Below are 21948 nucleotides of genomic sequence, written 5' to 3'. Positions count from 1 at the left end.
GCTCATCGTTCCCGGGCGGTGAGGGTGACGGGGCAGACGCGGACGGCCGGGTCGAGCCGGTTGACCAGGTGCAGCACGATCCCGGAGGTGCCGACCATCAGGCTGCTGGTGTGGGCGTAGCGGCTGCGGGCGTCGTCCGTCTTGCGCAGGAACACGTCCGGTTGCAGCCATCTCCGCTCGATCGCCTCCAGCTCGGCGCGCAGCCCGGTGGTCCCCGCGTCCCGGGCCAGTGCGGCCAGGGCGCCGTGGTTGCCCAGGTCGCCGTGGCACCAGGTGAGGTTGCGGCCGAAGCCGTGACGCAGGGTGCCGGCCACGGCCCGGTCCCGCAGGGCCGCGCTCGCCTCGTCGCCGGAGACGCCGTGGTACGCGGTCAGGGCGAGGGCGATGCCGGTGGCGCCGTGGCACCAACCGGTGGAGAAGGACCTCGGCCCGGTGGTGCTGGAGAACCAGTTGCCCTCGTCCGCGTCGTAGAAGTCCCCCAGCCGCGCGACCAGTTGCTCCACGACCGGTTCGACCTCGCGGCGCCGGTCGGGGGACAGCCGCGGCAGGGCCCGGCACAGGGCGTGCAGGACCCCGCTGACGCCGTGGGCGAAGCCCGACTGGGACAGCACGCCCCGGGCTCCGGGTCCGTCGGTGCGCAGCCCGTCCACCAGCAGGGAGGCGAGCAGGTCGGTGGCCGAGGCGGTGTGCGGACCGCCGACCGCCGTGACGCAGGACAGCACACCGGCGAGTCCGCCGATGACGTCCAACGGCAGTTCGGCGGACGGCTGTTCGCGGATCTGCTCCAGGAGCAGCGGCACGGCGCCGCCGGCGGCCCGGGTCCAGTCGTCCTGGCCGAGCACCCGGCCGGCCGCGGACAGCCCGAACAGGATGCCGGCCAGCCCCGTGTAGCCGCCGTAGCCGGCCTGCCGCACGCTGCGGGTCTCGTAGCGGTGACCGGCCAGGATGTCGGCGGTCGTGGAGAAGATCTGCGCGGCCAGGTCCCGGTAGGCGGCGACGTCCAGCACCCGTCCGGCCGCCGCGAGGGCGAGGGCCGGCCCGGTCCGACCGGTGTACAGGTCGTAGCCGAGGACCCCGGGAGGCCAGGGCCGGTCCGTCTGCGCGGACGCCAGCGGGCCGATCCAGGTGCGCGGGAGGTGGGCGAAGCGGTCGGGGCGGGAGGTGGCCACCAGCCGGTCGCACAGGTCGACGGCGAGTCCGGCGAGAGCGGCGGGTCCGGTGAGCGCGGCGGGTCCGGCCGCCCCGTCCGCGGGCGGGCCGGAGGAGCCGGCGGCCGGCGCCGCGGCGACCGTGCCCCGGGACGGTGTCAGATGGTTGTCGGGGAAGCGCGAGGCGAACGCGGAGTGCAGCAACCGCAGTTGCTCGCCGAGTTCGAACTCGGTCAGCCGTGCGCTCTTCATCAGGGCCTGGTCCAGCGGCGACCGGGCGAAACGGGCACCGACCTCGGTCCCCGCGCCGTCGGTCAGGGCCGTGCCGGTGGCGGCGACCGTGAAGTACGGGACGTCCCGCTCGGCCAGCTGCCGCAGTTCGGAGCGGACGATGTGCCGGTCGGAGGTCTTGCTGGCGATCGCGATGCGCTTCAGCAGCGCCAGGAACGGCCCGGTCGAGTCCAGCGCGTGCGGGCCGGACACCATCCGCAGCGTCTGGGAGTAGAGCACCGTCGGGTTGTGGACGTAGCGGACCCGGATCCCGGCGGCCGCCTTGCGCAGCAGGGACGTCCAGCCGTCCGGGTCCGCCATGACGGCCCGGAAGACCCGGCTGAAGCCGTCGGCCATGCGCCGGCCGAGCTCGTGGGTCTCGTCCTCGGTGAGGGACCCCACCACGGTGTGCCGCTCCTCGACCGGCGCCGACCGGAAGGCGAGCCGCACCCGGTCCGTGAAGGGCTCGTCGAACTGCATCGACTTGAAGGGGGAGGCCCCGCGCCCCTTGTCCCCGAGGAACCCCAGGTCGACGTGGCCGCCGTCCCCGCCCTTGCCCGCCATGACCAGCGGGAGGATGCCGATGCCGTAGACGGACTGCCCGATGACGGCGTACGCGTTGCCCGGCGCCTCGGGCGTGGGGCCGGTGTGGACCCGCTCCGGGTGCAGGATCGTCTCGAGATCGATCGGGAGCGGACCGCGCCGGGTGGGCAGGATGTTCTCGAAGTGCATGTCACGCGCGTTCAGCAGGTACAGCACGGCGGCGAGCTCCCCGCTGTCCTCCATGAACCGCGCCGACATGTCGGAGACGTCCTCGGCGTCGATGAACTCCACGTAGCCGTAACCGTCGCGCTCCAGGACGTCCGCCCAGACGAGCCGGGTGCCCAGCCGGTCGTTGAGTTCCTGCGCGATCGTCGTGTACGCGGCCTCGCAGGAGACGTCGCGGGGCTTGTAGACCAGGCGCCTGCCGGACCCGAAGGTCAGCACGGACACGGACCGGCCGTGATGGTGGGTGTCGCCCTCCGACGCTCCGAACGACACCAGCGGGTCGGCCGCGTCGATGCCGAACGCCCCGGCCAGGGCGGCCCGGTCCTGCGTGAGGCGCGTGCACAGTTCGGCGATGGCGGCGGCCTCGTTGCGCAGCACGACACGGACGACGTCCCGCAGCACGGGGAACGACAGGCCGCTCACGTCCTCGAAGGACGTCCGGCACGCCTCGCGGACGAAGTACCGGTAACGCTCCTGGGGCGTGTCACCGCGCAGAACGCCCTGTTCCCGGGCGTGGTTGACGGCCGCCACCAGGGGGCGGGTCAGGACGTGGCGCAGCCGGACCTCGGCCCGGTCGAGCAGTTGCAGCAGCAGGGCGTCGGGGGCGCCGGGGTTCACGGCGAGCAGCGCCGGGAGGCCGGTGTCCGCCACGGGCAGGGCGACGGATCGGACGACGTGCTGGAACGGGTAGCGCTCGGGGTCGTTCAGCCACTGCGCCACGGAAGGCCGGTCGCCGGCACCGGACGGGGAGGGCGCGCGGTGTCCCGGCCCGTCGCGCAGGACGGCGAGTATCTCGTCGTCGTAGTGCGCCAGGGGTGCGATGGTCTCCTCGACTTCGGCGCTGTCGAACTCTGGATAGTAAGGGGCTGGAGTTGTCATGTTTCGCCGCTCCGTCTGTGCGCGTCGTCGAGGAAGGCAACACGGTGAGGGCGGAATGAGAATCGGAGGACCGACGCCCATTCCGCCTCGGCGTGCTAAGCGCTCACCGGCAGGGGTGAGGCGGAATTCAGCACTTGCTGGTGCACTTGGTCGTCGGGCAGAGCGCCGCCGACGCCAGCGTCACGGTGGCTATGCACCAGGGACCGGTACCGCCGTGGGTGTCCGCCTCACCGAGCTCGATGAGCTCGGCCTCGTCGTGACCACCGAGGAGGTCGGTCTTCTTGTCCTGCATCGTGTCTCCTTCTGGAAGCTCTGATCAGCCGCGAAATCAGTTGCAGTTGGGCTGGCATTCCTTGGTGAGGGTGCACCAGCCGCCGTTGTTGCCGAGGGCGTCGGACAGCGAGAAGGTGTTCGTGGTGCACGCGCCGTAGGCGACACCGTCGAAGTCCTGCTCCGCGATCTCCTCGAGCAGAGAGATGTCTCCCTGGTACATGAGGTCCTCCTTGATAGGGGTATCGGCCCGGCGCCCTTTTCCCGGCCGGCGAGCCGTGACTCACATCCTGGGCCGTCGGCATTCGCCGGGAATGGCGGAGTGATTCCTTCACGATGTCCCGACGGCATGCGGGAGATGGCAGCGGGATTCCGGCCGGATGGGCCGGCCGCGCGCCTTGCGCGCGCGCTCCGCACAGCGCGCGCATACGCCCGGCACACACGAAACGGCTGAGGGCGGCACCCTCTCGGGGTGCCGCCCTCAGCCGTTCAGGACGGGTCGGTCAGGCGCGGGGAAGGCAGGGACGTCTCAGACGTACCGCTCCAGGATCGACGACTCCGCCAGCCGGGACAGGCCCTCGCGGACGCTGCGGGCCCGGGCCTCGCCCACGCCGTCGACCGTCTGGAGGTCGTCGACGCTCGCCGCGAGCAGCTTCTGGAGGCCGCCGAAATGCTCCACCAGGCGGTCGATGATCGCGCCGGGCAGGCGCGGCACCTTGGCCAGCAGGCGGAAGCCGCGCGGGGACACCGCCGAGTCCAGCGTCTCGGGGGAACCCGTGTACCCCAGTGCCCGCGCCACCGTGGGCAGTTCGAGCAGCTCGGCGTGGGTCAGCGCGTCCAGCTCGGACAGCGCCTCGTCGACCGTGCGGGACCGCTTGGCCGTGGGCTCGGGGACGTAGTCGCGCACGACCAGCTCGCGCTCGGGCTCCACACCGGCGATCAGCTCGTCCAGCTGGAGCGCCAGCAGCCGGCCGTCCGTGCCCAGCTCCACCACGTACTCGGCGATCTCCGTGGCGATGCGGCGGACCATCTCCAGGCGCTGCGCCACCGCCGAGACGTCCCGGACGGTGACCAGGTCCTCGATCTCCAGCGCGGACAGCGTGCCCGCGACCTCGTCGAGGCGGAGCTTGTAGCGCTCCAGCGTGGCCAGGGCCTGGTTGGCGCGGGACAGGATCGCCGCGGAGTCCTCCAGGACGCGGCGCTGGCCGTCGACGTACAGGGCGATCAGCCGCATCGACTGGGACACCGAGACGACCGGGAAGCCCACCTGCTTGCTGACGCGGTCCGCGGTGCGGTGCCGGGTGCCCGTCTCCTCGGTGGGGATGGTCGGGTCGGGGACCAGCTGCACGCCCGCGCGCAGGATCTTCGACAGGTCCGAGGACAGCACGATGCCGCCGTCGAGCTTGCACAGCTCGCGCAGGCGGGTCGCGGTGAACTCGACGTCCAGCACGAAGCCGCCGGAGCACAGCGCCTCGACGGTCTTGTCGGAGCCCAGCACGATGAGACCGCCGGTGTTGCCCCGGAGCACCCGCTCCAGGCCGTCACGTAGGGCGGTGCCCGGTGCCACGGCGCTCAGAGAGGCGCGCATGAGGCCATCTGTACCGGCACTCCCACCGGACTTTCCGGGAGCTGCTGCCCGGTCGTTGGCTGCCACTGCACTCCTCCGGTCGCAGGTTCTGGGGCGCCCCCGTGTCGCACGCTTGGTTCGCACGGACGGGCGAGACCAGGGCAAAGTCTACCGGCGACCCTCCTCGTCCCGTGGGGCCTCTCGGCGACGGGACCGGGGAAGGACCCGCAGGGCGTCCCCTATGTCCGCGACTTCCAGAACCTTCATGCCCGCCGGGACCTTGCCCGGATCGGTCGGGACCAGGGCGTGCGTGAAGCCCAGACGGTGGGCTTCCGCCAGTCTGCGCTGCACTCCTGTGACTCTGCGCACCTCTCCGGCCAGGCCCACCTCGCCGATCGCGACGAGGTTCTTGGGGAGAGGTGTGTCACTTGCCGCGCTCGCCAGGGCGAGCGCCACCGCCAGGTCCGCCGCGGGCTCCGAGAGCTTCACCCCGCCGACCGTCGCGGAGTAGATGTCCCTCTTGCCCAAGGCGCTGATCCGGCCGCGCTGTTCCAGCACCGCGAGCATCATCGAGACGCGGGAGGTCTCCAGGCCGGAGGTGGTGCGGCGCGGGGAGGGGATCTGCGAGTCGACCGTGAGCGCCTGCACTTCGGCGACCAGGGGGCGGCGGCCCTCGAGGGTGACGGTCAGGCAGGTGCCCGGGACCGGTTCGGCCCGGCGTGTCAGGAAAAGTCCGCTCGGGTCGGCGAGGCCCGTGATGCCCTCGTCGTGCAGTTCGAAGCAGCCCACCTCGTCGGTGGTGCCGTAGCGGTTCTTGACGCCGCGCACCAGCCGCAGGCGCGCGTGCCGGTCGCCCTCGAAGTGCAGGACGACGTCCACCAGGTGTTCCAGCAGGCGGGGGCCGGCGATCGCGCCGTCCTTCGTGACGTGGCCCACCAGCAGCGTGGACATGCCGCGTTCCTTGGAGGCGCGGATCAGGGCGCCGGCGACCTCGCGCACCTGGGCCATGCCGCCCGGGGCGCCGTCGATCTCCGGGGAGGCGACGGTCTGGACCGAGTCCAGGATCAGCAGCGAGGGCTTGACCGCGTCCAAGTGGCCCAGCACGGCCGCGAGGTCCGTCTCCGCCGCCAGGTAGAGGTGGTCGTCGATCGCGCCGATGCGGTCGGCGCGCAGCCGGACCTGGCTGGCCGACTCCTCGCCCGTGACGTACAGCGTGCGGTGCTCGTCGCTCGCCGACTTGGCCGCCACGTCCAGCAGCAGCGTCGACTTGCCCACGCCGGGTTCGCCCGCCACCAGCACCACCGCGCCCGGTACCAGTCCGCCGCCGAGCACGCGGTCCAGCTCGGGCACGCCGGTCGTGCGGGCGGTGGCCCGGCGGCCGTCGACCTGGCCGATGGGCAGGGCGGAGGTGGTGACCCGCCCGGGCGTCGTCGTACGGACCGCGGGCGTGCCGTACTCCTCGACCGTCCCCCAGGCCTGGCACTCGGGGCAGCGGCCGAGCCACTTCGCCGTCTGCCAGCCGCACTCGGTGCAGCGGTAGGACGGGCGGTCCTTGGTGGATTTCGTACGGGCAGCCATGGACGGAACCGTAGCCGCCGCCACTGACATCGCGGGACCGGCCGGCCCCGCCCGCCTGCGCGCCAGGGCTCCGCCACCCCTCGCCGACGGCGGAACGAACCGTTCCTGTCCCCGATTGAGGGATCGTTTCACCCGTACGGATTAAATGTGCTCAAGCCACCGGAAGGTGCCACGTCCGGCCCCCTACGGTCGCCGAATGATGAGCAGTACTCCGGAGATCTCGACCCGCTCGGCCCGCAGCACCGGCGCCCACAGGGCGCACCGGGAAGCGCGCGACCGCGGGGCGGCGCGCACGCTGGCGCAGCAGCCGCCCGCGCGCTACGAGCCCTACCTGGACGGCCTGTTCACCTACTGCCTGTCCGTGCTGTGCGACCACGACGCCGCGACCGCCGCCCTGGGCGACGTCCTCGCCCTGGCCGAGCGCCGCGGCCGGCACGTGCCCGAGGCGCCCGCCGAGCGCCGGGCCTGGCTGTACGCGCTGGCCCGCTGGGCCTGTCTGCGCAAGCTGGCCGAGGCCAAGCAGAAACGTCAGAGCAGCCACGCGGCGGGCCGTTCCGGCCGGCAGCACGCCGAGCGCCCGGCCGCGCCCGCCCCCTCGGAGGAGGTGCAGGAGCACCGCCGCCGCGAACTGGCCCAGCTGGCCTGGCCGGAGGCCGCCGGCACCACCCCCGAGCAGCGCGAGGCGCTCGAACTGGCCGTGCGCCACCACCTCTCCGCCCACGAGGTCGCCGCCGTGCTCGGCCGGGACGTCGCGGCCACGCGCGATCTGCTCGCCTCGGCGGCCTGCGAGGTGGAACGCACGCGTGCGGCCCTCGCCGTGGTCGAGACGGGAACCTGCCCCAGCGTCGCCCACCTCGTCGGTGACGACCGGCTGGTCCTCGGCACGACCCTGCGCCGCGAACTCGTCCGGCACGTCGACGACTGCCCGCGCTGCCGCCGCACCGCCGAGCGCGCCATCCCCGGCCGCTGGCCCGGCACCAGCGTCACGCCCGCCGAGCTGCCCGTCCTCGCGGCACCCCGCGCGGCCCTGCACGTCGCCATGGCCCACCCCCCGCGCGCGCGGGCCGACGCGCCCCGCTTCGACCGCCGCGGCTTCCCGATGGACCCCAAGGACCACGCCGCCCGGCGGGACCGCCTGCGCGCGCGTGCCGTCACCACGACCGTCGTCGCCACCGTCGTGGCCGCCCCCGTGCTCGCCCTGTGGGCCGCCTACCGCGGCACCCCGGTCGGGGAGGGGCATGACGGCCGCTCCGCCTCGGCCAGCGAGGCCGACGACCCGTACGGCATGGACGGCGAGATCGCGGGCGGCGGCTACGAGAACGCCGGCAACGCGAGCACCCGCCCCGGCCCCCGCTTCGGCGAGGACGGCAAGGCCGACGTGTCCGTCGAGGTCGTCGGTGTCGCCGGGGCGGGCCGCGAGGGCGCCCTGGCCGTGACGGCCGACAACCGCGGCGACACCACCCTGATCACCCTGACCGCCACCGGCCCGGCCACCGTCACCTGGTCCGCCTCCACCGGGGCCGACTGGCTCTACCTCAGCCGCTCCTCGGGCACCCTCCGCCCCGGCCGGACGGTGACGATCCAGGTCTACGTCGACCACCTGCGCGAACCCGCCGGCGCCTGGCAGGCGCGGGTGGCGATCGCCCCGGCCGGCGCGGTCGTGCACATCGAGGGGTACGGCACCGCGCCCACCCCGTCCGGCCCCGGCACCCACCCCGGCGGGCCGGGCGGTCAGCCCTCGACCCGGCCCGACCCGACCCCCACGACCTCCGCCCCCGACCCGGACCCGACGCCGACGACCCCGCCGCCGTCCTCCGACCCGGACCCCACCCCGACCCCGACGGCCACGGCGCCCACCGAACCGGCGGGCTCCACGCCCCCGCCGTCCGGCAGCGGCGACCCGAGCCCGGCGACGTCGTAGGGCCGGGTGGGCAGGACCCGCCGAGGGGTGCGGAAGGACCCCGTCAGGCCACCGGCCCGGCCGGAGGCGCCGGGGGTGCCGGATCCGCCGGGTGGGGCGCCAGCAGCGGCAGCTGCGAGGCCAGCCGCTGCTCGCACAGCTCCACCAGCCGGTCGTAGCCGGCCTTGCCCATCAGCTCGATCAGCTCGGGCCGGTAGGAGACGTAGACCGGATCGCCCGCGCCGTGCGCCGAGGTCGCCGAGGTGCACCACCAGTGCAGGTCGTGACCGCCCGGACCCCAGCCGCGCCGGTCGTACTCACCGATCGACACCTGCAGTACGCGCGTGTCGTCGGGCCGGTCGATCCACTCGTACGTCCGGCGCACCGGCAGCTGCCAGCACACGTCCGGCTTGGTCTCCAGCGGCTCGCGGCCCTCCTTGAGGGCGAGGATGTGCAGCGAGCAGCCCATCCCGCCGGGGAAGCCCGGCCGGTTCTGGAAGATGCAGGACCCCTGGAAGGGGCGGGTCTGCCGGTCGCCGTCCTCGTCCTCGGACACCCAGCCGTTCCGCGTGCCCTCGGCGTGGTGCTGCCAGATGTCCGGAGTGAGCCTGGCCACATGCTCGGCGACGCGCTTCTCGTCGTCCTCGTCCGAGAAGTGGGCACCCAGCGTGCAGCACCCGTCGTCCGCGCGGCCCGCCTGGATGCCCTGGCAGCCGCTGCCGAAGATGCAGTTCCAGCGAGAGGTCAGCCATGTCAGATCGCAGCGGAACACCTGCTCGTCGTCCGCCGGATCGGGAAACTCCACCCACGCGCGGGCGAAGTCGAGGCCCTGCTCGTCGGGAACCGCGACGCCAGGTGATTTGTCGCGCTTGGCCTTTTTCGTCTTTGGCACGCCTCCAGGGTACGGGCCGGGTGCCCGCACCGAGGACGGCGGAGGGCCCGGCGGGCAGTAGCGTGCCCTACATGAGACTCGGTGTCCTCGACGTGGGTTCGAACACGGTGCATCTGCTGGTGGTGGACGCCCACCCCGGCGCGTGCCCGCTGCCCGCGCACTCGCACAAGGAGGAGCTGCGCCTCGCCCAGCTCGTCGAAGAGGACGGGGCCATCGGCCCCCAGGGCGTCGACCGGCTGATCTCGGTCGTCCACGGGGCGCTCCAGGCCGCCGAGGACAAGGGCGTCGAGGAGATGCTCCCGTTCGCCACCTCCGCCGTGCGCGAGGCCCGCAACGCCGACGACGTCCTCGCGCGCGTGCGCAGCGAGACCGGCGTCGAGCTCCAGGTCCTCACCGGTGAGGAGGAGGCCCGGCTCACCTTCCTCGCCGCGCGCCGCTGGTTCGGCTGGTCGTCCGGGAAGCTGCTCGTCCTGGACATCGGCGGCGGCTCCCTGGAGATCGCCTACGGCATGGACGAGGAGCCCGACGCGGCCGCCTCCCTGCCCCTGGGCGCCGGGCGCCTCACGGCCGGCTGGCTGCCCGGCGACCCGCCCGGCCCCGACGACGTGCGGGCGCTGCGCCGCCACGTGCGCACCGAGATCGCCCGCACGGTCGGCGAGTTCAGCCGCCTCGGCGCCCCCGACCACGTGGTCGCCACCTCCAAGACGTTCAAGCAGCTGGCCCGCATCGCCGGCGCCGCCCGCTCCGCCGAGGGCCTCTACGTCCAGCGCGAGCTGAAGCGGGAGTCCCTGGAGGGCTGGGTGCCGAGGCTGGCCGGGATGACCGAGCGCGAGCGCGCGGAGCTGCCCGGGGTGTCCGAGGGACGGGCCGGCCAGTTGCTGGCCGGGGCCCTGGTGGCGGAGGCCGCCCTCGACCTGTTCGGCGTGGAGCGCGTGGAGATATGCCCCTGGGCCCTCCGGGAGGGCGTGATCCTGCGCAGGCTGGACCACATGGACAACGCGTAGCGGCCGCTGCGGGGCCCGAGCGCGAGGGAGGGAACGGGCCGCGCCTGCACGTGGCAATCACCACAACGGCCAGGAGACCCCCCACGTCCCGACCACCCCACCCCGTAACCTGTGCTGCATGGCAGAGCCAGCCGTAAAGATCCCGGACGCGAAGGTCGCCCTCTCGACGGCCTCGGTCTACCCGGAGTCGACGGCCACGGCCTTCGAGATCGCCGCGCGTCTCGGCTACGACGGGGTCGAGGTCATGGTCTGGACCGACCCGGTCAGCCAGGACATCGAAGCCCTGCGCAGACTCAGCGACTACCACCGCATCCCGATCCTCGCCGTGCATGCCCCCTGCCTGCTCATCACGCAGCGCGTCTGGTCCACCGACCCCTGGACCAAGCTCCAGCGGGCCCGCGCGGCGGCCGAGAAGCTCGGCGCCGGCACGGTCGTGGTCCACCCCCCGTTCCGCTGGCAGCGCCAGTACGCGCGCGACTTCGTCAGCGGCGTCTGGCGCATGGCCGACGAGACGGACGTACGGTTCGCCGTCGAGAACATGTACCCCTGGCGCTACCGCGACCGGGAGATGCTCGCCTACGCCCCCGACTGGGACGTCACCAAGGACGACTACCGCCACTTCACGATCGATCTGAGCCACACCGCGACGGCCCGCTCCGACGCGCTGGCCATGGTCGACCGCATGGGCGACCGCCTCGGCCACGTCCACCTCGCCGACGGCCGCGGCTCCGCCAAGGACGAGCACCTCGTGCCCGGCCGCGGCACCCAGCCCTGCGCCGAGGTGCTGGAGCGGCTGGCCGTGACCGGCTTCGACGGCCACGTCGTCATCGAGGTCAACACCCGCCGCGCCATGTCCGCCGCGGAACGCGAGGCCGACCTCGCCGAGGCGCTGGCCTTCACCCGCCTCCACCTGGCCGCCGCGGCCAAGGTCCCGCGCCCGTGACCGACCGGCCCGCGTCCGGCGGCCCCGGTGCCCCCGCGCGCCGCCGCGGCCGCCCGCCGCGCACCGAGTCGGCCGGCACCCGCGAGCGCATCCTGACCGCCGCCCGCGACGAGTTCTCCGAGCGCGGCTACGAGAAGACGTCCGTGCGCGGCATCGCCAAGGCGGCCGGCGTCGACTCCGCCCTGGTGCACCACTACTTCGGCACCAAGGAGCAGGTGTTCGAGGCGGCGATCACCCAGTCCTTCGGCCCGGCCCTGCAGGCCCCGGCGGCCATCGAGGAGGGCCCGCTCGACGGCGTGGGGGAGCGGCTGGCCCGCTTCTTCTTCGGCGTCTGGGAGAACCCGGCGACCCGCGCCCCCCTGCTGGCCATCGTCCGCTCCGCCCTCACCAACGAGACCGCGGCCGCCGTCTTCCGCCGGATCGTCGCCACCCAGGTGCTGCGCCGCATCGCCGTACGGCTGGAGCTGCCGGACGCCGAGCTGCGCGCCGAGCTCGCCGCCGCCCAGCTCGTGGGCACCGCGATCCTGCGGTACGTCATCAGGATCGAGCCGCTGGCCTCGGCGGACCCGGAGCAGATCATCGAGCGGCTGGCCCCGGTCGTCCAGGGACATCTGACCGATCCGTGAGCCGCCCGGGGGGGGCGTACACGAGACGGGCGTCCCGCATTTCGGACACTCTGTCCCGCCCTCTGGATGACCGGCGTACGCTCGACAGCAGTCAGAAATCTCCGCAATCCTCTGACGCAGTCTCTGAAGGAGCGAGCGACGATGCCCGAGCTGAGGTCCCGCACAGTCACCCACGGCCGCAACATGGCGGGCGCCCGCGCCCTGATGCGCGCCTCCGGTGTACCGGGCGGCGACATCGGCCGCAAGCCGATCATCGCGGTCGCCAACAGCTTCACCGAGTTCGTCCCCGGCCACACGCACCTGGCCCCGGTCGGCCGGATCGTCAGCGAGGCGGTCGTCGCGGCCGGCGGCATCCCGCGCGAGTTCAACACCATCGCCGTCGACGACGGCATCGCCATGGGCCACGGCGGCATGCTCTACTCCCTGCCCTCCCGCGACCTCATCGCGGACAGCGTGGAGTACATGGTGGAGGCCCACTGCGCCGACGCCCTGATCTGCATCTCCAACTGCGACAAGATCACCCCGGGCATGCTCAACGCGGCCCTGCGGCTGAACATCCCCACGGTGTTCGTCTCCGGTGGGCCCATGGAGTCCGGCCGCGCCACGCTCGTCGACGGCACGGTCCGCACCCTCGACCTGGTCGACGCGATCTCCGACGCCGTGAACGACAAGATCTCCGACGAGGACATCCTCCGCATCGAGGAGAACGCCTGCCCGACCTGCGGCTCCTGTTCCGGCATGTTCACCGCCAACTCGATGAACTGCCTGACCGAGGCCATCGGCCTGTCCCTCCCGGGCAACGGCTCGGTCCTCGCCACCCACACGGCCCGCAAGGCGCTGTACGTGAACGCGGCCCACACGGTCATGGACATCACCCGCCGCTACTACGAGCAGGACGACGAGACGGTCCTGCCGCGCAGCGTGGCGTCCTTCGCCGCCTTCGAGAACGCCATGGCCCTCGACATCGCCATGGGCGGCTCCACCAACACGATCCTGCACCTGCTGGCCGCCGCCCAGGAGGCGGGCGTCCCCTTCGGCCTGGACGAGATCAACGCCGTCTCCCGCCGCGTGCCCTGCCTGGCCAAGGTCGCCCCGAACGTCGCCAAGGACCGCACGTACTACATGGAGGACGTGCACCGCGCCGGCGGCATCCCCGCCCTGCTCGGCGAGCTGCACCGCGCCGGACTGCTCAACGAGGACGTGCACTCCGTGCACAGCCCCTCCCTCGCCGACTGGCTCAAGACCTGGGACGTGCGCGGCGGCTCCCCGTCCGCCGAGGCGGTCGAGCTGTGGCACGCCGCACCCGGCTGCGTCCGCTCCGCCGAGGCCTTCTCCCAGTCCGAGCGCTGGGAGGCCCTGGACGAGGACGCCGAGGGCGGCTGCATCCGCTCCGCCGAGCACGCCTACTCCAAGGACGGCGGCCTCGCGGTCCTCAAGGGCAACCTCGCCGTGGACGGCTGCGTCGTGAAGACCGCCGGCGTCGACGAGTCCATCTGGACCTTCGAGGGCCCGGCGGTGGTCTGCGAGTCGCAGGAGGAGGCCGTCCAGAAGATCCTCACCCAGCAGGTCAAGGACGGCGACGTCGTCGTCATCCGCTACGAGGGCCCCAAGGGCGGCCCCGGCATGCAGGAGATGCTCTACCCGACCTCGTACCTGAAGGGCCGCGGCCTCGGGAAGACCTGCGCGCTGGTCACGGACGGCCGGTTCTCCGGCGGCACCTCCGGCCTGTCCATCGGCCACGCCTCGCCCGAGGCGGCCGCGGGCGGCACCATCGCCCTGGTCGAGGACGGCGACCGCATCCGCATCGACATCCCGGGCCGCTCGATCGACCTGCTGGTCGACGACGCCGAACTGGCCCGCCGCGAGCAGGCCCTGAACGGCCGGTACGCACCGAGGAACCGTGACCGCAAGGTCTCCGCCGCGCTGCGTGCCTATGCGGCGATGGCGACGAGCGCCGACAAGGGCGCGGTGCGGGACGTGTCGAAGCTGGGCTGAGCCCCGCCGAGCCGCCGAGGGCCGCCTCCCGTCGTCGGGCGTCGGGGGCGGTCCTCGGCGTATCCGCTCACCAGGCCGCGGGATCGCGCCCGTCGACGGCGAACACCGTGCCGTCCGGCGCGCTGCCGTACACCCGGTCGCCCGTCACCACCGGCTCGGGCAGCGAGGCCGGCACCCGGTCGGAGCGCTCACCCAGCCGGACCGGCGTCTGCCCGGCGAGCCTGCCCCGCCGGGCGTCGACGGCGAGCAGCCGCCCGTCCGGCGCGCTCACGTACACATGCCGTCCGTCCGAAGCGGGCCGGGAGGCCCGTACGACACCCGTCTCCAGGGTCCACAGCTGCTCGCGCGCCCCGAGGTCGACGGCCGTCAACGCCCCGCCGGCCGCCATGAGATGGACGACGTCCCCCCGCACACCGCCCTGGGCCTGCGCCAGGGGGACGCGCAGCGGCACCCGCACGGTGGTGCGGCTGCGAGGGTCGTAGCGCACGACGGACCGCGCCTCGCCGCGCACGGCGTCGACGGCCAGCGCCACCAGCGATCCGTCCGCCGTGCCGACGGCCTCCAGGTTGCCCTCCAGCCCGGCCTGCCACCGCACCGCACCGGTCCGCGGATCCACCGCCGTGACGCGCGTCCGGCTCCCGTCATCGGACACGCCCACCGCGTACGCCAGCCGGTCACCGGGGAACGACACGAAGTACGGCACGTCCTGCCCCGGCACCCGGTGGCTCCACCGCACGCGGCCCGAGGCGGCCTCCACCCCGCTGACCGTGCCGTCGGAGCCGGTGAGCAGCACCATGCCCCCCACGGCCCGCAAGCCGCCGTACGCCGGCAGCTCCCGCCGGGACACCTCGCCCGAGGCCAGCTCGACGGACGTCAGCTCCCGCCCCTGACCGAGTCCGCCCAGCACCCTGCCGTCCGCGACGACCGGGGCCCCGGCCGGCGGCCCGCTCGCGGCGGCGCCCTTCAGCGCCCGCCGCCACAGCAGCCGCCCGTCCATGGCGTCGCGCGCGAACACCAGCCCTTCCTGCGCGCACACCACGGCGTCCGCCGCGTACGAGCACTGCGGGGCGCTGCGGCCGTCCAGCGGCTCCGCCTCCCACCCGGAGAACGCGGCGGCCGTGGTCCGCGGCGAGGCGGCCTCCCGCGCCGGCTCCGCGCCCTCGGGCAGACCCGTCACCGCCAGCACCCCCGCGGTGGCCAGCGCGAGAGCCCCGGCCACCACGGCCCCCCGCTTCAGCAGCCGGCCGGACCCCCCACGCGCGGGCGCGTCGGCGGCCGGCGCCTCGGCGGCCGGCGCCTGGGGGGCGGGCTCCGCCGGTTCCTCCTCGGCGCGCTGTGCGGGTATGAAGGCCTGCGTGTCGTACGAGGCCGACACCGAGCGCAGTTCCCGCATCAACTCGTCCGGCGACAGCCGGTCCTCGGGCTCCTTGGCCAGGCACCGCAGCACCAGAGGGGCCAACTCGGCGGGCACGCCGGTCAGTTCCGGCTCGTCGTGCACGACCTGGTAGGCGACGACGTACGGACTGTCCGAGTCGAACGGCCCCCGCCCGGTCGCCGCGTGGACCATCACCGACCCGAGCGCGAACACGTCGGCGGCGGGCCCGACCTCCCTCGGCCGCCGGAACTGCTCGGGCGCCATGAACGGCGGCGTCCCGATGAGTTTCCCCGTCTCGGTGCGCAACTCGCTGTCCTTCGGCCGGGAGATGCCGAAGTCGATGACCTTCGGCCCGTCCTCGGCGAGCAGCACGTTGCTCGGTTTCAGATCCCGGTGCACGACCCCGACCCGGTGGATGTCCCGCAGCGCCTCCGCGAGCCCGGCCATCAGCCGCCGCAACCGGGCGGGCGCCAGGGGCCCGTTCCGCTTCACCTCCTGGGCGAGCGTGGGGCCCGGAATGTACAGGGTCGCCATCCAGGGCCGCCCGGCCTCGGGATCGGCGTCCACGACCGGTGCGGTGAAGGCTCCGCTGACCCGCCGGGCGGCCGCCACCTCCTGCCGGAAACGCCCCCGGAACTCGGGGTCCTTGGCGAACTCGGCGTGCACGACCTTCACGGCCAGCTTCATCCCGGAGGTGCTGCGCGCCAGGTGCACGACCCCCATCCCGCCGGAACCCAGGCAGGACTCGAGACGGTAGTGACCGGCGTATTCGGGAAGTTCTGCTTCCGGGCCCGCTCCGGCGTTCCGCTGTGGCGCCATGGGACCACCCCCGTGCTGTTCGTCCGCGCGCGCGACGCACGGAGCCTAGTCGATGACTCGTACGGGACAGCGGCGGCTTGCCGCCCCCCAACGGCGAGTCACGCACATGTGTTTGAGAGCGTGATTCCAGGGAATCAACGGGACCCCACGGCAGACGTGGGGCTCAACGGGGGAGGAACACATGTCAGTCGAGCCTGCCGAGATCGAGCGCACCGCACAGCCCGAGGACACCGCGGGCGCCGCCGTCCCGGCCGTCACCACCCTGGCCGCGGCGGCCACGACGTACCCGATCGCACCGGGCACCAGCGTCAACGTCCGCAGCGGCCCCGGCACCGGCTACCCGGTCGTCAAGGTCCTGCCCGCCGGGTCCCGGGTCTCCATCAACTGCCAGTCGCCGGGCACCTGGATCACCGGCCCCTACGGCACCACCAACATCTGGGACAACATCGCGAGCGGCCAGTACATCTCGGACGCCTACGTCCAGACGGGCAGCGACGGCTACATCCGTCCCCGCTGCTCCTGACCGCCCACCCCGGGCCGGTGTGGCCCACCCCCACTGCGGGCCACACCGCCCCGGGCGCCGCACCGCGCGCATAATCGACGGGTGAGCGCAGAGACAGGCACCCCGTCCCCCGGCACCGCCCCCCGCCCGGAGCCGCTCCGGTTCTTCGGCAACAGCTGGGTCGACCACGACGACCACTACACCGCCCGCCGCGTCGCTGTGGCCGCCGGTTCGCTCGTCGCCGCCGCCGCGTCCTGCCTCGTCCTGCGCCTCGCCTACCAGGGGCTCCAGATCGCCGCGATCGGCGGCTTCGTCACGCTCCTGACGACCGCCATGTTCGCGATCTGCAGCGCGATGGCCTTCCGCCACACCTGGGAGGGCTTCACCCGGCGCCCGGACCCCGACCGCCAGGCGTCCCTGCGCGGCCTCCTCACCATCGGCTTCGTCGGCTCGCTCCTCGCCTACTTCCTCCGCTCCCTCACCGAGGCCCCCGGCGAGAAGCTCCACCGCGCCGAGTACGAGGAGGCCCGCCGCCGCCACGAGAAGCGCAGCACCCGCCGCTCCGGCAACCCGTCCAAACAACGCCGCCGCACCTGACCGCCCCCACACGGCTCGGAGTCGCCGGGCTCGCAGTTCACGGACCGCCGCCGCGCCTGACCGCCCCCACAGGCTCAGGGTCGCCGGGCCCGTCGTGCACGGACCGCTTTCCGGCCCGCCCTCACCAGGTCCCGTCGCTCGGGGGCCCGGCCCCGCCCGCCGTGGATCTCACCCTTCGGGCCCGGCCGTCTGAGGCCCGCCGCCCCCGAGCGCGTCCCACGGGAGCTCACCGCCCGGGGCAAGCCCTTCGTACATCTCACCGAGATCTCACCGCGTCCCGGCCCGGCTCCCGGCGGCCATGAGGCATGACCCACCTCATGCCCGCCGCCCGGCGGCCACATGGAGAAGGCCTACGACGTGGTCCTCCTCCTCGCCGAAGCCCCGTCCTGACCCGGACCCCGTCGTGACCCGGACCCCGTCGCGACCCGAACCCCGTCGCGACCCGGACCCCGTCCTGACCCGGACCCCACACCTCACCCCACCCGGCGCCTCCCCACCCGGCGCCTCCCCTCCCAGCGCACTCCACCGACACAAGCCCTCCGGCAGCCCCCGGCACATCCGACCCGGCGAGACACCCCCGCCCGAGGCGGCCCGGAACCCCGCCCCACGCTTGACGCCCCTCACCCGCGGGAGCATTATTCATCGCATGATGAATAATGCTCCCGCGCCCCCGCGCCCGAGTCCGGAACCAGGCGGATCCGAGCCCGCCACCCCCGCCGTCCACGCCGAGCACCTCACCGTCGTCCGCGGCACCCGCACCGTCCTGAGCGACCTCGCCTTCACCGTCCCGCGCGGCCGGATCACCGGCCTCCTCGGACCCTCCGGCTGCGGCAAGTCCACCCTCATGCGCGCCATCGTCGGCACCCAGGCCAAGGTCACCGGCACCCTCGACGTCCTCGGCCGGCCCGCGGGCCACCCCACCCTGCGCACCCGCATCGGCTACGTGACCCAGGCCCCGTCCGTCTACGACGACCTGACGGTCCGCCAGAACCTCGACTACTTCGCCGCGATACTCGACCCGGGCCGCGCCCGCGCCGACCGCCGCCGCGACCACGTCACCCGCGCCATCGCCGACGTCGACCTCACCAGCCACGCCGACGCCCTGGCCGGCAACCTCTCCGGCGGCCAGCGCAACCGCGTCTCCCTCGCCGTGGCCCTCCTCGGCACCCCCGAGATCCTGGTCCTCGACGAACCGACCGTCGGCCTCGACCCGGTCCTGCGCCGGGACCTGTGGACCCTCTTCCACGACCTCGCGGCGAACCGCGGCACCACCCTCCTGGTCTCCTCCCACGTCATGGACGAGGCCGAGCGCTGCCACCGCCTCCTCCTCATGCGCGAGGGCCGCCTCCTCGCCGACGACGACCCCGACGAACTGCGCGCCCGCACCGGATCCGACACCGTCGAAGAGGCCTTCCTGCACCTGGTCGACCACGCGACGGCCGCGGACCGCACCAAGGAGACGACCCGATGACCGGCACGGCCACACCCCCACGCGCCCTCAGCGCGTCCCGCACCACCGCCACCGCGGCCCGGGTCCTGCGCCAGCTCACCCACGACCCGCGCACCATCGCGCTGCTGATCCTCATCCCCTGCGTGATGCTGCTCCTGCTGCGCTACGTCTTCGACGGCAGCCCCCGCACCTTCGACAACATCGGCGCGTCCCTCCTCGGCATCTTCCCGCTGATCACGATGTTCCTGGTGACGTCCATCGCCACCCTGCGCGAACGCACCTCCGGCACCCTCGAACGCCTCCTCGCCATGCCGCTGGGCAAGGGCGACCTCATCGCCGGCTACGCCCTCGCCTTCGGCGCCCTCGCGATCGTCCAGTCCGCCCTGGCCACGGGCCTCGCCGTCTGGCTCCTCGGCCTCGACGTCACCGGCAGCCCCTGGCTCGTGCTCCTGGTGGCACTCCTCGACGCCCTCCTCGGCACGGCCCTCGGCCTGTTCGTCTCCGCCTTCGCGGCCTCGGAGTTCCAGGCGGTCCAGTTCATGCCGGCGGTGATCTTCCCCCAGCTCCTGCTGTGCGGCCTGTTCACCCCGCGCGACGCCATGCACCCCGTCCTGGAGGCCGTCTCCGACGTGCTGCCCATGTCGTACGCGGTCGACGGCATGAACGAGGTCCTGCGCCACACCGACATGACGGCCACCTTCGTCCGGGACGTGTCGATCGTCGCCGGCTGCGCCCTGCTGGTCCTCACCCTGGGAGCAGCCACCCTCCGCCGCCGCACCATGTGACCGGCCCGGGCGCACGTCCCGCCCACCGGACACGCCCGCCGCCCCGCCACCCCGAGTGCGAGGATGAACCAAGGACGACGCGCAACCCCCGGAGGGCACCGAAAGCCATGACCCAGAAAGTCGCAGTCCTCGGCACCGGCAAGATCGGCGAAGCCCTGCTCAGCGGAATGATCCGGGCCGGCTGGACCCCGGCCGACCTCCTGGTCACCGCCCGCCGCCGGGAACGGGCGGAGGAACTCCGCACCCGCTACGGCGTCACCCCGGTCACCAACGCCGAGGCCGCCAAGACCGCCGACACCCTCATCCTCACGGTCAAGCCGCAGGACATGGGCACCCTCCTCGACGAGCTCGCGCCGCACGTCCCCGCCGACCGCCTGGTCATCAGCGGCGCCGCCGGCATCCCCACGGCCTACTTCGAGGAGCGCCTCGCCCCCGGCACCCCGGTGGTCCGCGTCATGACGAACACCCCGGCCCTGGTCGACGAGGCGATGTCCGTCATCTCCGCCGGCACGCACGCCACCGCCGACCACCTCGCCCACACCGAGGAGCTCTTCGGCGCCGTCGGCAAGACCCTCCGCGTACCCGAGTCCCAGCAGGACGCCTGCACCGCCCTCTCCGGCTCCGGCCCGGCGTACTTCTTCTACCTGGTCGAAGCCATGACCGACGCCGGCATCCTGCTCGGCCTGCCCCGCGACAAGGCGCACGACCTGATCGTCCAGTCCGCCATCGGCGCCGCGACCATGCTCCGCGACAGCGGCGAGCACCCGGTCAAGCTCCGCGAGAACGTCACGTCCCCCGCGGGCACGACGATCAACGCCATCCGCGAACTCGAGAACCACGGCGTCCGGGCCGCCCTCATCGCCGCCCTCGAAGCCGCTCGCGACCGCAGCCGCGCCCTGGCCTCCGGCAACAGCAACTGAACCCGCGGGGGCGGCCGCACACACACCGCCCCCACCGGCACCCTCACCTCACACGCCGGCCCCGGCCCGCGTCCCCGCGCCCTCCACCACAGGAGCCAGCAGCCCGATCGCGCGGTACGCCGCGTCCACCGTCGGCCGGGCCATCCCCCGAGCGCGCTCGGCCCCGGCCCGCAGCACGGCCTCCACCTGGCCCGGATCGGCACACAGCTCCTTGTGCCTCTCCTGCACGGGCCGCAGCACCTCGACCACGGCCTCGGCCGTGTCCCTCTTCAGATCCCCGTAGGACGCGTACGCGCCACTCAGGTCCTCGGGATCCGCACCCGTGCACGCGGCGAGGATCTCCAGCAGGTTGGCGAGCCCCGGCCGGGCCTCCCGGTCGTACACGACCTCCCGCCCGCTGTCGGTCACGGCCCGCATGACCTTCCTGCGGACCACGTCCGGCTCGTCGAGCAGATAGACGATCCCCGGCCCCACGTCGTCGCTCTTGCCCATCTTCGACGTGGGGTCCTGCAGATTCATCACCCGCGCCGCCACCTCGGGCCGGGTGGCCCGCGGCACGACGAAGGTGTGCCCGTACCGCTGGTTGAACCGCACCGCCAGGTCCCTGGCCAGCTCCACGTGCTGGCGCTGATCGTCCCCGACCGGCACCTCACCGGCCCCGTACGCCAGGATGTCCGCCGCCATCAGCACGGGATACGTCAGCAGCGACAGCCGCACGCTCCCACCCCGCCGCTGCTCCCGGGCGGCCTTCTCCTTGTACTGGATCATCCGCCGCATCTCCCCGTCGGTGGCCACGCACTCCAGCACGTACGACAGCCGGGCGTGCTCGTCCACATGGCTCTGCACGAAGACCGTGCACAGTTCGGGATCGAGCCCGGTCGCCAGCAGCAGGCTCGCGGCCTGCCGGCTGAGCCGGCGCACCCGCGCGGGATCGTGGTCCACGGTCAGGGCGTGCAGATCGACCACGCAGAACAAGGCGTCCGCCTCGTGCTGGTCGACAGCGGCCCACCGCCGCATCGCTCCCAGGTAGTTCCCCAGCGTCAGATGCCCCGTCGGCTTGACCCCGCTGAAGACCCGCGTCATCTCTGTTCCACCTTCCGGTCCGGGACCACCGCCCCGGCCCGGCCGCCCCTCGGGAGTAGCGGAGGGAGAAACAGAAACGGCCGCCGAAGCGGCGGCCGTCGAGTGCGTACGTGAGCGCGGCCGCCGTCAGGCGGCCCACCAGGACTGGTGACACGTACGCGTGGTCATGCGCTCCACGGTACGCCCCAGGGCCCCGGTCCACCCGGCACTTGACACGCCCTAACCCCCTCCGTAGTGTTCTCCGAGTTGCCCGACGTGAGAGCCGACTCCGGTCGGTCCCCGGGCAGCCACTCCGCAGGTACCCACCACTACTCGACGGGCAGATCTCTGTCCTCGTTTTCTTCGGTGCGCGTATTCGCGGAATGAGGAATCCATGTTCGAAAGGACGCGGGCCCCCGATTAGGTCGGGAGCCGGGGAATCCGCTAAAGTCTCACTCGTCGGAACGGCCCAACAGCCGCGAGGACAAGCCCCTCTGACTGGCAATCAGGCCCGAAAGGATCTGATAGAGTCGGAACCGCCGGAAAGGAAACCGCGAGAGCGGAAACCTGGAAAGCACCGAGGAAATCGGATCGGAAA

General features: G+C 73.3%; 18 protein-coding genes. 10 read left to right on the top strand and 8 right to left on the bottom strand.

What is annotated here, in order from left to right; translation table 11 throughout:
- Positions 1 to 2: 2 nt before the first annotated feature.
- The 5 genes from ACH4C6_RS13525 to radA all read right to left on the bottom strand — a co-directional run bounded on the left by ACH4C6_RS13525 (position 3) and on the right by radA (position 6480).
- Entirely contained in the window at positions 3 to 3065 is a 3063-nt protein-coding gene (locus tag ACH4C6_RS13525) for a type 2 lanthipeptide synthetase LanM family protein (protein WP_398108744.1), read from the bottom strand.
- 127 nt (positions 3066 to 3192) lie between these two features.
- Positions 3193 to 3357, bottom strand: a complete 165-nt coding sequence (locus tag ACH4C6_RS13520; RefSeq protein WP_369198765.1) for a class II lanthipeptide, LchA2/BrtA2 family — start codon at positions 3355 to 3357, stop codon at positions 3193 to 3195.
- A 36-nt stretch (positions 3358 to 3393) separates the two neighbouring features.
- Positions 3394 to 3558, bottom strand: a complete 165-nt coding sequence (locus ACH4C6_RS13515; protein ID WP_369198764.1) for a plantaricin C family lantibiotic — start codon at positions 3556 to 3558, stop codon at positions 3394 to 3396.
- 306 nt (positions 3559 to 3864) lie between these two features.
- Positions 3865 to 4989: a DNA integrity scanning diadenylate cyclase DisA gene (gene disA, locus ACH4C6_RS13510; RefSeq protein WP_333937246.1), complete on the bottom strand. Its 1125-nt coding sequence runs from the start codon at positions 4987 to 4989 to the stop codon at positions 3865 to 3867.
- 81 nt (positions 4990 to 5070) lie between these two features.
- Complete coding sequence (gene radA, locus ACH4C6_RS13505) at positions 5071 to 6480, bottom strand: DNA repair protein RadA (protein ID WP_398108743.1); 1410 nt, start codon at positions 6478 to 6480, stop codon at positions 5071 to 5073.
- Between the two features lie 196 nt (positions 6481 to 6676).
- Between radA and ACH4C6_RS13500 the strand changes: the two genes are divergently transcribed.
- Positions 6677 to 8401, top strand: a complete 1725-nt coding sequence (locus ACH4C6_RS13500; RefSeq protein WP_398108742.1) for a hypothetical protein — start codon at positions 6677 to 6679, stop codon at positions 8399 to 8401.
- Positions 8402 to 8444: 43 nt separating this feature from the next.
- On the opposite strand, the gene ACH4C6_RS13495 is transcribed toward ACH4C6_RS13500, so the two are convergent.
- Positions 8445 to 9272, bottom strand: coding sequence for a hypothetical protein (locus tag ACH4C6_RS13495; protein WP_398108741.1), 828 nt, complete (start codon positions 9270 to 9272; stop codon positions 8445 to 8447).
- 71 nt (positions 9273 to 9343) lie between these two features.
- Between ACH4C6_RS13495 and ACH4C6_RS13490 the strand changes: the two genes are divergently transcribed.
- The 4 genes from ACH4C6_RS13490 (at position 9344) to ilvD (ending at position 13840) form a co-directional block, all read left to right on the top strand.
- Positions 9344 to 10276, top strand: coding sequence for a Ppx/GppA family phosphatase (locus ACH4C6_RS13490; RefSeq protein ID WP_398108740.1), 933 nt, complete (start codon positions 9344 to 9346; stop codon positions 10274 to 10276).
- Between the two features lie 118 nt (positions 10277 to 10394).
- On the top strand, positions 10395 to 11219 hold the full coding sequence (locus tag ACH4C6_RS13485; protein ID WP_398108739.1) for a sugar phosphate isomerase/epimerase family protein: 825 nt from the start codon (positions 10395 to 10397) through the stop codon (positions 11217 to 11219).
- Positions 11216 to 11845 (top strand): TetR family transcriptional regulator, encoded by a 630-nt coding sequence (locus ACH4C6_RS13480; RefSeq protein ID WP_398108738.1) that lies wholly within the window; start codon positions 11216 to 11218, stop codon positions 11843 to 11845. The genes ACH4C6_RS13485 and ACH4C6_RS13480 overlap by 4 nt, the downstream gene beginning before the upstream one ends.
- A 141-nt stretch (positions 11846 to 11986) precedes the next feature.
- Complete coding sequence (gene ilvD / locus ACH4C6_RS13475; RefSeq protein WP_398108737.1) at positions 11987 to 13840, top strand: dihydroxy-acid dehydratase; 1854 nt, start codon at positions 11987 to 11989, stop codon at positions 13838 to 13840.
- A gap of 67 nt (positions 13841 to 13907) precedes the next feature.
- Here the strand turns inward: ilvD and ACH4C6_RS13470 are convergent, their stop codons facing one another.
- Positions 13908 to 16034, bottom strand: a complete 2127-nt coding sequence (locus ACH4C6_RS13470; protein ID WP_398108736.1) for a PQQ-binding-like beta-propeller repeat protein — start codon at positions 16032 to 16034, stop codon at positions 13908 to 13910.
- 181 nt (positions 16035 to 16215) lie between these two features.
- Between ACH4C6_RS13470 and ACH4C6_RS13465 the strand changes: the two genes are divergently transcribed.
- From ACH4C6_RS13465 to proC, 5 genes are all read left to right on the top strand, one after another.
- Positions 16216 to 16557 (top strand): SH3 domain-containing protein, encoded by a 342-nt coding sequence (locus tag ACH4C6_RS13465; protein WP_398108735.1) that lies wholly within the window; start codon positions 16216 to 16218, stop codon positions 16555 to 16557.
- An 81-nt stretch (positions 16558 to 16638) separates the two neighbouring features.
- Positions 16639 to 17133, top strand: coding sequence for an EamA/RhaT family transporter (locus ACH4C6_RS13460; protein ID WP_398108734.1), 495 nt, complete (start codon positions 16639 to 16641; stop codon positions 17131 to 17133).
- A gap of 646 nt (positions 17134 to 17779) precedes the next feature.
- Positions 17780 to 18604 (top strand): ABC transporter ATP-binding protein, encoded by an 825-nt coding sequence (locus tag ACH4C6_RS13455; protein WP_398108733.1) that lies wholly within the window; start codon positions 17780 to 17782, stop codon positions 18602 to 18604.
- The gene (locus ACH4C6_RS13450; protein ID WP_398108732.1) at positions 18601 to 19368 is read left to right on the top strand and encodes an ABC transporter permease; all 768 of its coding nucleotides are present in this window, start codon (positions 18601 to 18603) and stop codon (positions 19366 to 19368) included. Before ACH4C6_RS13455 ends, ACH4C6_RS13450 begins: the two co-directional genes overlap by 4 nt.
- Before the next feature lie 107 nt (positions 19369 to 19475).
- A complete protein-coding gene (proC, locus tag ACH4C6_RS13445; protein ID WP_398108731.1) occupies positions 19476 to 20288 on the top strand; it encodes a pyrroline-5-carboxylate reductase in 813 nt (270 codons plus the stop codon).
- A gap of 48 nt (positions 20289 to 20336) precedes the next feature.
- On the opposite strand, the gene trpS is transcribed toward proC, so the two are convergent.
- A complete protein-coding gene (trpS, locus tag ACH4C6_RS13440) occupies positions 20337 to 21371 on the bottom strand; it encodes a tryptophan--tRNA ligase (RefSeq protein WP_398108730.1) in 1035 nt (344 codons plus the stop codon).
- Positions 21372 to 21948 lie beyond the last annotated feature (577 nt).

Origin of the sequence: Streptomyces sp. NPDC017943 (genome assembly GCF_044328425.1) — a bacterium.
Classification (GTDB): domain Bacteria; phylum Actinomycetota; class Actinomycetes; order Streptomycetales; family Streptomycetaceae; genus Streptomyces; species Streptomyces djakartensis_A.
The sequence above is the reverse complement of the archived record's forward strand: the minus strand, read 5'-3'. Positions and strand labels throughout refer to the sequence as shown.

Excerpts from the sequence above, each read along its gene's own strand:
- ACH4C6_RS13465 (WP_398108735.1), top strand. The coding sequence starts at position 16,216 with ATGTCAGTCGAGCCTGCCGAGATCGAGCGCACCGCACAGCCCGAGGAC.
- ACH4C6_RS13485 (WP_398108739.1), top strand. The coding sequence starts at position 10,395 with ATGGCAGAGCCAGCCGTAAAGATCCCGGACGCGAAGGTCGCCCTCTCG.
- ACH4C6_RS13450 (WP_398108732.1), top strand. The coding sequence starts at position 18,601 with ATGACCGGCACGGCCACACCCCCACGCGCCCTCAGCGCGTCCCGCACC.
- ACH4C6_RS13525 (WP_398108744.1), bottom strand. The coding sequence starts at position 3,065 with ATGACAACTCCAGCCCCTTACTATCCAGAGTTCGACAGCGCCGAAGTC.
- ACH4C6_RS13490 (WP_398108740.1), top strand. The coding sequence starts at position 9,344 with ATGAGACTCGGTGTCCTCGACGTGGGTTCGAACACGGTGCATCTGCTG.
- trpS (WP_398108730.1), bottom strand. The coding sequence starts at position 21,371 with ATGACGCGGGTCTTCAGCGGGGTCAAGCCGACGGGGCATCTGACGCTG.
- radA (WP_398108743.1), bottom strand. The coding sequence starts at position 6,480 with ATGGCTGCCCGTACGAAATCCACCAAGGACCGCCCGTCCTACCGCTGC.
- proC (WP_398108731.1), top strand. The coding sequence starts at position 19,476 with ATGACCCAGAAAGTCGCAGTCCTCGGCACCGGCAAGATCGGCGAAGCC.
- ACH4C6_RS13500 (WP_398108742.1), top strand. The coding sequence starts at position 6,677 with ATGATGAGCAGTACTCCGGAGATCTCGACCCGCTCGGCCCGCAGCACC.
- ACH4C6_RS13515 (WP_369198764.1), bottom strand. The coding sequence starts at position 3,558 with ATGTACCAGGGAGACATCTCTCTGCTCGAGGAGATCGCGGAGCAGGAC.
- ACH4C6_RS13455 (WP_398108733.1), top strand. The coding sequence starts at position 17,780 with ATGATGAATAATGCTCCCGCGCCCCCGCGCCCGAGTCCGGAACCAGGC.
- ACH4C6_RS13520 (WP_369198765.1), bottom strand. The coding sequence starts at position 3,357 with ATGCAGGACAAGAAGACCGACCTCCTCGGTGGTCACGACGAGGCCGAG.
- ilvD (WP_398108737.1), top strand. The coding sequence starts at position 11,987 with ATGCCCGAGCTGAGGTCCCGCACAGTCACCCACGGCCGCAACATGGCG.
- ACH4C6_RS13470 (WP_398108736.1), bottom strand. The coding sequence starts at position 16,034 with ATGGCGCCACAGCGGAACGCCGGAGCGGGCCCGGAAGCAGAACTTCCC.